Source organism: Rheinheimera sp., from assembly GCF_020217005.1.
Taxonomy (GTDB): domain Bacteria; phylum Pseudomonadota; class Gammaproteobacteria; order Enterobacterales; family Alteromonadaceae; genus Pararheinheimera.
Window position 1 is genome coordinate 1 of sequence record NZ_JAIWOI010000198.1, and the last position, 10000, is coordinate 10000.

The 10000-nt window shown below is 48.4% G+C and carries 7 protein-coding genes; 3 read left to right on the forward strand and 4 right to left on the reverse strand.

The window, feature by feature from the left end:
* Nucleotides 1-46 precede the first annotated feature (46 nt).
* The gene (locus LDL40_RS09690) at nt 47-2281 is read left to right on the forward strand and encodes a TonB-dependent receptor (protein WP_300995119.1); all 2235 of its coding nucleotides are present in this window, start codon (nt 47-49) and stop codon (nt 2279-2281) included.
* A 207-nt stretch (nt 2282-2488) separates the two neighbouring features.
* Nucleotides 2489-3136: a response regulator transcription factor gene (locus tag LDL40_RS09695; RefSeq protein ID WP_300995120.1), complete on the forward strand. Its 648-nt coding sequence runs from the start codon at nt 2489-2491 to the stop codon at nt 3134-3136.
* Nucleotides 3137-3254: 118 nt separating this feature from the next.
* On the opposite strand, the gene LDL40_RS09700 is transcribed toward LDL40_RS09695, so the two are convergent.
* Together LDL40_RS09700 and LDL40_RS09705 are read right to left on the reverse strand one after the other, a co-directional pair.
* Nucleotides 3255-4052: a glycoside hydrolase family 19 protein gene (locus LDL40_RS09700; RefSeq protein WP_300995122.1), complete on the reverse strand. Its 798-nt coding sequence runs from the start codon at nt 4050-4052 to the stop codon at nt 3255-3257.
* 207 nt (nt 4053-4259) lie between these two features.
* Complete coding sequence (locus tag LDL40_RS09705; RefSeq protein WP_300995123.1) at nt 4260-4427, reverse strand: hypothetical protein; 168 nt, start codon at nt 4425-4427, stop codon at nt 4260-4262.
* A gap of 161 nt (nt 4428-4588) precedes the next feature.
* Here LDL40_RS09705 and LDL40_RS09710 point away from each other — a divergent pair, with 161 nt between their 5' ends.
* The gene (locus LDL40_RS09710; protein WP_300995124.1) at nt 4589-5482 is read left to right on the forward strand and encodes a LysR family transcriptional regulator; all 894 of its coding nucleotides are present in this window, start codon (nt 4589-4591) and stop codon (nt 5480-5482) included.
* A 5-nt stretch (nt 5483-5487) separates the two neighbouring features.
* Here the strand turns inward: LDL40_RS09710 and LDL40_RS09715 are convergent, their stop codons facing one another.
* Together LDL40_RS09715 and LDL40_RS09720 are read right to left on the reverse strand one after the other, a co-directional pair.
* Nucleotides 5488-8964: a PAS domain-containing hybrid sensor histidine kinase/response regulator gene (locus LDL40_RS09715; protein ID WP_300995125.1), complete on the reverse strand. Its 3477-nt coding sequence runs from the start codon at nt 8962-8964 to the stop codon at nt 5488-5490.
* Nucleotides 8965-9056: 92 nt separating this feature from the next.
* On the reverse strand, nt 9057-9806 hold the full coding sequence (locus tag LDL40_RS09720) for a 3-hydroxybutyrate dehydrogenase (RefSeq protein WP_300995126.1): 750 nt from the start codon (nt 9804-9806) through the stop codon (nt 9057-9059).
* Nucleotides 9807-10000: the final 194 nt, after the last annotated feature.

The window sequence follows — 10000 nt, forward strand, 5'->3', positions numbered from 1 at the left end:
CAGGACAGCCTAGAGTGGTACTGGACAAGTTAGCAGGAGAAGCCAGATGGCCCATAACAATAACAAGACGAAGACTGTATTCCAACCTACTTTATTAGCAGTGCTGATAGGGGCAGCTTTAATTAACCCGGTGTTGGCAGAACAGGCCAGCGACGAGGCTGCAGCACAAACAACAGAACAAGAAGAAGCGACGCTGGAAGTGATTCAGGTGACAGCCCGTAAAACGGCAGAAAACCTGCAGCAAGTGCCAGTTGCTGTCACCTCTATAGGCGCTGAAGCTTTGGCGCAGCGTGGCATTGAAAACTTAACCGCAGTGCAGGCTTATTCGCCGAACACTACTTTGCAGGTCTCCCGTGGCACCAACAGCACTTTAACAGCTTATATCCGCGGTATAGGTCAGCAGGATCCACTCTGGGGTTTTGAACCAGGAGTTGGTATTTATATTGATGATGTCTATATGGCCCGCCCTCAAGGCGCTGCTATGGACGTGTACGATGTCGAGCGTATTGAAGTGTTGCGTGGCCCTCAGGGCACTTTGTACGGTCGCAATACCATAGGTGGCGCAGTGAAATACATCACTAAGCCATTGAGTGGTGACAATGAGCTCAGTTTACGCGGTACTTTGGGTAACTATGGTCAAAAAGACTTTAAAATTGCCGGTCAAACTGCATTAACAGACAAGCTGTTTTTTGGTGCTGCCTTAGCTACGTTGAACCGGGATGGTTTCGGCACTTACCTCAATACAGGTGAAGAAAACTACAACAAAGACATTTTGACTGGTCGTGTTAGCCTGCAGTATCAGGCGACAGATCATTTACGTTTTAGTTTTGCCGCTGACCGTACCGAAGATGATTCAAACTCTAAAGGTGGCCATCGTTTGACTCCCAGTTTGATCACTAAAGAAACTCCACCTGAAAGCGTATTTGATTCCAATACCAGTATGCCGGCGGATAACTCAGTAGTGACTGAGGGTCAGTCACTGACTATAACCTGGGATATGAGCGATGACTGGACCTTTAAATCTATTACTGCCAAACGTGAGGGCGTGACAGACACCAATATCGACTTTGATGCCACCCGTTTACCTTCGCTGGACGTGCCCGCCTTTTATGAAGATGAACAAACTTCACAAGAACTGCAGTTATTGTTTAACGGCGACAAACTGACGATGGCATCCGGCCTGTATTACTTTAAAGGCGAAGCCTGTGGTGCTTTTGGTACTGTGCTGGTGCAGGGCTTGGGTGTTACCACTGAAAACGGCGGTTGTGTCGACACCGACAGTGTGGCTGCTTATGCACAGGGTAGTTATCAGTACACAGACAAGCTGTCTTTCACTTTAGGCGGCCGTTATACCAAAGACGATAAAGACGCCGAAGTGTATCGTTTTGTGTATTTAGGCTATAAAAAACCGCGCGACGCCGGAACTCCTATTGCTGTGCAGTCGGACTTTGAAGGCAGTGAGACTTTCAGTCATTTCTCACCTCGTGTAGGTTTTGAATACCAGAGCAACGACAACTTTATGTGGTACGGCTCTTATACCGACGGCTTTAAGTCCGGTGGTTTTGATATGCGTGGCAACCAGTCTATAAACCCTAATGCTGGCGATCCGTATCAGGAAGAAACAGTTGATACCTTTGAACTTGGTTTTAAAAGTGAGTGGAATGATCGCACTTTACGTTTAAATGCTGCAGCTTTTAGCTCCAGTTATGACGATATGCAGGTGACAGTGCAGCGGGCTGTCAATAATACTGTAGCTTCTCAGGTACTGAACGCGGCCAGCGCTGATATCCGCGGTTTTGAAGTGGAGATGATCTCCGTTCTGACCAGCAACCTGGAATTGACAGGTATCTTAGGTTACACAGACGCCAAATTTAACGAAGTGATATTTTTTGACCCTGCGTCACAAAGCTCGGTGGATGTGTCTAACCTGTGGTCTTTTGCCAATACACCTGAGTGGACTGGGACTTTAGGTCTGAAATACACCCAAAGTGCTGGTATAGGCGAAATTGTGTATAACGTTATGGGCTCGTACCGTGCTGACACTCAGATATTTGAAGTGCCGTCCGTGCTGGACTTTGGTGGTTATACCCTCTTCAACGCCGGAGCTACCTGGTACTCCAATGATGGTCACTGGGACTTGTCGGCTCAGGTGCGTAACATAGGCGATAAAGAAACCCGTATCGCAGGTTACAACTTCCCGCTGCTGGCCGGTGAGCAAACCATTACGGCCTACTATGGCGACCCAAGAACTTATAGCTTAACTTTGGGATATCGTTTCTAAGCTGTTGATGTGGTAGGGGCGGGGTTTTTCCCGCCCTTGTCTGCGCCTTCAGGTATAAAAGGCGTAGCCAAAGTAATTGGAGGCGACAAGGATTGTAGGGGCGGGGTTTATCCCCGCCCGGTACGAAGGCTAAAAAACACTTGCCGGGGCGAAAGCCCCGGTTCAGTATGGTGAAAAGAGGTTTTATAAAGTTGATACTGCGCTGTTATGATTGCAATTATTGCTGATGACCATCCGTTATTCCGTGTCGCTCTGGCACAAGCTTCGCAACAAATTCTTGGTTCCGATGCGGTCTTGCTGCAAGCCAATAGTATGGAGCAGCTGTGGGCTTTATTGCTGCAACATCCTGATACCGAACTAATCTTTCTGGATTTAAAACTGCCGGATGCCGAAGGTTTTGCTGGTTTAACTTCGCTGCGCACTGAATACCCTGATATCTCTGTATTGATGGTATCTGCTATTGAAGATCCTGCTGTGATTAAACAGGCTTTACAGCTCGGGGCTTCGGCCTATATTCCAAAATCTGCGCCGCTGGATTTGTTATCTGAAGCCGTAGCTCAGGTTGTGGCAGGGGAGAGTTGGGTTCCAGCTGAGCTGGTGAATGAAGTGGAAAAAGCCAGGGATCTTATTGATCAGGATTTTGCCCGCCGGCTGGAGCAACTGACACCTCAGCAATTTCGTGTGCTGAAAATGATAGCCGACGGTTTATTGAATAAACAAATAGCCTTTGAAATGCAGGTACAGGAAACCACCATCAAACAGCATGTATCGGCAATATTGCGCAAGCTGAATGTAAATAACCGGACTTTGGCCGGTATTATGTTTGAGAAGTTAAAGTTGCCTGATGAATTTTAATTCCTTGAGTGGGATTGAAATTGTAGGGGCGACCTTTATGGTCGTCCGCTCAGCTCCTGGTTCAATGTTAATTTCAGAGAGCCCAGCGGTTTTTTTGAACCCAATGGACGGGCAGAGTTTAATCTAGCCCCATCTGTTGTTTAGCTATGCCAAGCAAATGTGCTCTGTCGTCAATGCCAGTGGTGCCGCCGTTAATCAGTTTGGTCACTTTGGTTAAATCATCCGCTTCTGCCGCTGCATTAATATTGCGCTTTTGCCAATACCAACAACCTGATGCCACGGCCAACACCGGATCTGTGGCGACTAAATCAGGCTGGCTGACCACATCCACGCCCCAATCCTGGCTAAAGGCCTGATAGTTGGCTTTTCCGGTTAACTGAATAATACCTCGGCCTCTGTAAGCCCAGCCGTCACCACTTTGTTCATTGCCATTACCCATTCTGTTGGCGTAAATACGATTAGCTATTTTTTCCGGCTGACGCGCGTAGCTGTTGACGTCCACACCAACAAAATACTTAGCAAATAAAGAGGTCAGGGCTGAAGCGCTGTAGTTCAGGTTTTCGCTGAGCTGTGAATAACCGGCGCTTTCATGGGCCGTTTGCGCCATAAAATGGGCCACACATAAAGGCGGTGTGATTTGAGCTTTAGGTAAATCCAGGTCCAGCGCGTTGCAGAAACGGGTTAAAGCGTCAGTGCTTAGGCTTGGACACAAAGCAGATAATAAAGCGGGACTGACGAGTGAGGTGGATGTGGCGGTCGGCAAATCTGGCAATTGCAGCTGCTGACCAGGATAAATCTGGTTTGGATTGCTCAGATTATTCTGGCTGGCTATCCAGCTTGCCTTGCTGCTGTCGCCATAATAACTGGCCGCTATGCTGCTTAAGCTGTCTCCTGCTTTGACCTGATAAAGCATCATGCACTCCCTGTCGTTGAAAAATAACAGGTACAAAGTATGGTGCAGTTTTTGTTTTTTAACAGTGGTTCGGCAATAGTCTCAGCAATATTGTGCGTCACCGAAAATATGCTCCTGTATTTTCGGTGTACCGTACCTCCTGTACATAAAAAAAGCCCACCGCTTTGGGTGGGCAAGAGGCGGCAACGCCTTTTAGCTAGGAACTGGTGGTTAGCAGCAACTGACAGTAGCAGGTTGCTTTGGCACAGGAACAACAACCTGCTTTGGTTGGCAGGCGGTTGTTTCGTCGGATTCGGTTGGCAGAGCAGGAGTTGGTGGCATATAACCATGAAACTCAGCTAAGCCTTTAAAGACCTGAATTAAACTTTGTTTAAACATAGTGTTGCCCTCCTTTTGCTTGAATAATGAGCAGTGTAGACAGTACTTATTGCTTTGATTAGCCGGATCAACAAAGACAGATAGTTTCCTAAAAGAAACAGTCAGAGTGAAAAAATCCGGTTAAAATCAACAACGAAAACAGCATTAAAAAAGGTGCAAGGATGTCGTTGCTTCAGCGTTTAAGTGATATGGCAACATTTGCCAAAGTAGTGGAAAGCCGCAGTTTTACCCAGGCCGCCGTGGCGCTGGATATGTCCAAAGGTGCAGTCAGCAAAGCCATCAGCCGCCTGGAACACCACTTAAATGTACGTTTGTTGCAGCGTTCTACCCGCCAGCTGAGTTTAACCTCAGAAGGCGAAGCCTTTTTTGAGTACTGCCAGCAAGTGGTGGCTCAAGCCGATAAAGCTGAACACCATTTATCTGAACTGCGGGACGAACCCTCCGGCTTAATCCGCATTAGTGTGCCTGTGACTTTTGGCACTCTACGTATAGCTCCTTTATTGCCGGAGTTATTAAAGAAGTATCCGAAGTTATCTGTCGAACTGGATTTAAATGACAAAGTGATAGACCTGATTGCTGAGAAAATGGACTTGGGGATTCGCTTTGGCCGTCTGGCTAATTCCAGCCTTATTGCCCGCTCTCTGCCTGGTTTACCTATTACTATGGTGGCTTCGCCGGGCTATCTTAAAGAGTTTGGCACGCCGCAAAGCCCGGCCGATTTATGTCAGCACCAATGTTTAAGTTCGGGTTCTTCCATTGCCGATCGCACCTGGTTTTTTCGCTATCAGGAGCAAAGCATCGAAGTGCTGACGTGCGGCCGGGTGCTATGTAACAGCAACAGAGCGTTAAAACATGCAGCTTTGGCCGATATGGGCCTGTTGTTTGTCACCCGTTACCAGGTGGAAAAAGAGCTACAAAATGGCAGTCTGGTGGAAGTGATGCAGGACTATATGCCAGAGCCACTGCCACTGCATCTGGTGTATCCAAACCGCCATCATATGAAAGCGGGTTTAAAGGTGGTGATCCAGTTTTTACAACAGCAATTTTCCGTCTAAGAGCATCAGTTGAGTAGCCTTTGCAACAAGCGTTTTAACGACACTTCTTTTAACGGTTTGAGCATAAAGTGAAACCCAGCATTCAGCGCATGCTGGCGGATGTCACCGCTTTGATCGGCTGAGTTAATGACGACCGGTGCACTGATGCCAAAATGCTCAGCCAGTTGCACTGCCACCTCTACTCCGGTAGCGCCCTGATCCAGATGGTAATCAAATAACATCAAGTCAGGTTTAAAACCCTGTTGCACCGCACTCAGCGCTTCACTGGGTGAGCTGACGGCCATGACGTCACAGTGCCAGCTTTGCAGTAATTGTGATACGGCTTGCAGCAACACAGCTTCGTTATCCATCAGCAAAATACGTTGTCCGGCAAAACGACTCGGTTGGCTGGATTTTACCTGGGGGGTAATACGTTGACTGACTCGGGTCAGCGGGACCTGAATATAAAAACAACTGCCTTGACCTGGTACTGAACTAAAGCGCAGCTCATGGCCCAATAAGCTACAAATACGCTGACTGATAGCCAGGCCAATGCCCAAACCTTTTTGATCGGCCTGACTGCCTTGTTGGAATTCATCAAAGATTTTTTGTTGGTCGGCTTCGCTGATGCCTATGCCGGTATCACAGACACAAATACGCAATTGATCGCCCTGACGTTTGACGCCCAGCAGAATTTTACCCTGTTGGGTGTAGCGTAGCGCGTTGGCCAATAAATTCTGGATCACTCGTTTAAGCAACTTAGCGTCACTTAAAGTGCCAAGACGGGTTGGAACATACTTAAAATTCAAGCCTTTGCTTTGGGCCAACACCGCCGCTTCGCGGGCAGCTTGATCCAATAACTCAGACAAGGCAAAAGGTTCAGGTTGGGCTTTAACCACACCAGCGTCCAGTTTGGTCAGCTCCAGAATAGCGGCCAGCAACTCTTCCGCTGAATTCAGCGATTGCGTTAAGTTCTGTGCTAATTGTTTAACTTCTTCCTGCTGGCTTTGCTGGCGGATAAGACCACAGAACAAGGCTGCTGCATTAAAAGGTTGCATCAAATCATGGCTGGCGGCGGCAAAAAAACGGGTTTTAGCTGCAGTAGTAGCTTCGAGTTGTTGTTTGGTGTGCTGCAGTTGTTGGTTTAACTCTTCCAGCTCAGCAGTACGGCTTTTCACTCGTTGTTCCAGCGTATTATTGCTTTGCTCCAGTTCACGCTGGACTTCAATAAAAGAGCTGACATCACTGTAAGTGGTGACAAAACCACCGCCAGGCAGCGGATTGCCTAACATTTCGAAAATGCGGCCATCCTGTTGCTGGCGCTGAAATTTATAGCTGCTGCCCTGACGCAAATAATTCAGCCTTTTTTGTATTTCCTGGCAGATTTCCTGTTCAGACAAGGCCTGTCCTGCTAAACCCCGTTGCAGGTTATAACGAATCAACTCCTCAACCGGGCGCCCAACTTCGACTAAGCCTGGTGGATAGGCAAAAAGCTCGAGGTAACGCTGATTCCAGGCTATGACCCGTAAATCTGCATCGACCACACTAATACCCATACTGATGTTGTCGATAGTGGCATGCAATAAGGCCTGATTAAACTGGAACACCTGGCTGGCTTCATCAACAAAACGCGCAACAGATTCAATAGGCAGCTGCGCGTGTTTACCTGAAGCCTGCAGTAAAAGCCGCATCGAGGCACCGCCAACTACTGCAGCCAGACTACGTTCTACTGCTTGCATAAACTGTGGGTTGGCCCACTGCTGTGGTTCCAGCCCGGTTTTGCTGTACCGTTGCAGCAGCTTTTTCGCTTCTTTTTCACCAGCAAAACGCCGCACCAGTAGGTATCCGTCCTGTACGCTCAGTAGCGGATTTGAGTTGTCGGAACTGGGCTGGCTAGGGCGGCGTAAGAAACGGTAGCTCTCCAACCATTCACCTAAACGGGTTTGGCTGAAATGGCTTACTACCAATAGCATCAGGGTGTTGACGGTTAAACTCAACAGCACACCTAAACTGACAGAATCAATCTGACCGCCAAATAGTTGAGTTGGCGCCAACCAATCCATACCCAGAGGCCCGGCTATTAGCCAGTCACCTCCTATAAAACCTGCTCTGGCCAGTTCTGGCAGTAATAAAATATAAGCCCAAATCGCCAGGCCACTGCATAAGGCGGCAATAGCACCCTGGCGGTTGATCCGCTGGCTAAATAATCCAAGGATAAGAGCTGGTGCTAACTGGGCTATAAGAGCAAAAGCCATTAAACCCAGTTGAGCCAGACCTGTGCTGGTGCCTATCCAGCGGTAATACAAGTACCCACAAAACAGCACGGCCAGCATGGACCAGCGTCTTAAGGTCACCACTTTGATTTTTTGCTGGCCTGGATTGTCTGCGTTTTGTTTGCGGTAAATCAGCGGCGTCAGTAAATCGTTAGTGATCATAATGCCCAATACCACAGTGGCTACTATCACCATGCTGGTGGCGGCAGAAAATCCGCCTAAATAGGCCAATAAAGCAATGTCAGTGCGGTTAGCCGCTAATGGCAGTTGCAGTACCACTAAATCCACATTGGCTTGTGGCCCTAGCATCATAATACCAGCCAAAGCCAAGGGCAGGGTGAAGACGCTCATCAGCAGCAGGTAGCCAGGGAATATCCAGCGGGCCTGGTGCAAATGGCTCAGTTGCTGATTTTCGACGAAACTGACATGAAACTGGCGAGGTAAACACAAAGTGGCAATAAAGCCCAGCAGCACATGCACCCAATACACATAAGAAGGCTGGCCTTGTTGCTGAATGTGCTGCACAGACTGGTGTTCGGCGGCTTTACTGAAAATATCCGCCATGCCATCAAACATACCCCAGCAGACAAAAATGCCAATACTCAACAGCGCCAGTAATTTCACCAGTGATTCAAAAGCGATAGCGGCCATCAACCCCGGGTTGGGCTGATGCGCTTTGGCGCTGCGACCAGAAAACAGTAAAGCAAAAACAGCCAGCCAAAGCGTGACATAAAGCCCGGTATCCTGATACCAGGGCCTGTTGTCCTGCATCACGACCAGCGCCTGTATGCTGGTGCTGATAGCCTGCAGTTGCAAAGAAATATAGGGAATAATGGCAATCAGCACTATCAGGGTAGTGAGTATCGCCAATAGGCGGGAATGGCCATAGCGGGTGGCGATAAAGTCGGCAACAGAGGTAATACGATAACGGCGACAGGCGATGGCGATACGACCTATTAAACCAAAGGCAAACCAGAAAAGAATAAGAGAACCTATGTAGGTGGGGGGGATCCACCAGCCATTGACAGCGGCCTGAGCTGTAACACCGTAAAAGGCCCATGAGGTGCAATAAATGGACAAAGCAAAACTGAAAATCCAGGGCGACAGCGGGTGACGGCGCTGCAGCCTGCGGCCCACAGCTCCCACACCTAACAGCACCAATAAATACAGCAAAGACAAAGCCGCGATGGTGCCGAGGCCAATAGTGCTGGCTGGTAAGGTCATAATCATATCACTGGCCACAGAATGTTTTTATTCTGCCCTGATGCCTCGGCAACTGTCCAGCAAGCTGTTGTTCTGAGTCTAGTGCCGGGCCCGGACATTTAACGCGCTGTCCAGCCACCGTCCAGCACCAGGGTCTGAGCTGTGATATGCCGTGCCGCCGGCTCACATAAAAAAGCTGCAGTGCTGGCAATTTCATCCACGCCAATAAAAGCTTTTTGTGGCATTGGTGCCAGCATGATCTGCTCTATCACTTGCTGTTCGGTCAGGTTATGTTCTTTGCTTTGCGCTGCTATTTGTTGATCAACCAGCGGGGTACGGACATAAGCAGGGCAAATGGTATTGATGGTGAAGTCAAAATTAGCGTTTTCTAAGGCGACTACTTTGCTAAAGCCTAATAAACCATGTTTGGCCGCGACATAAGCAGACTTAAAGGGCGAGGCCACCAGCGCATGAATAGATCCAATATTGATGACCCGGCCAAAACCTTGTTGCTGCATACGGGGCAACACAGCTTTGGTTAACATAGCTGGTCCAGTCAGCATCACTTGCAGCAGCTGTTGCCACTTTTGCTCAGGAAAATCTTCCAGTCGCGCTACATGCTGAATACCGGCGTTGTTGATCAGTATATCGACCTGATAAGCCTGAGCACAGGCGTCAATGGACTCTTGCTCTGTTAAGTCCAGCTTTATACTGCTGGCCTGATAACCTGCAGCCTCGAGTTCTTGCTGCCGAAGCTCCAGCTGACCGCTGTTGATATCTGCCAAAATCACATGATGACCCAGACTGCCAAAATGTTCAGCCACCGCAAAACCTATACCCCCAGTGCCGCCTGTTATTAATACATTCATTTTTAACTGCCTATGCTGACAAAACCTTATGTAAGGCAGGTTAAGTGCTGTAACGGGCAACCACAACGGTACTTTAGTGCTATAGCAGATGATTCTTGTATGAAATGGTATTTAGTCGTAACTTTTTGCTGAACCATGGCGTAGCAGAAAACTTTGTTTTGTCTGGCTTGCCAGCTGTGGTAGATTTAAGCTTC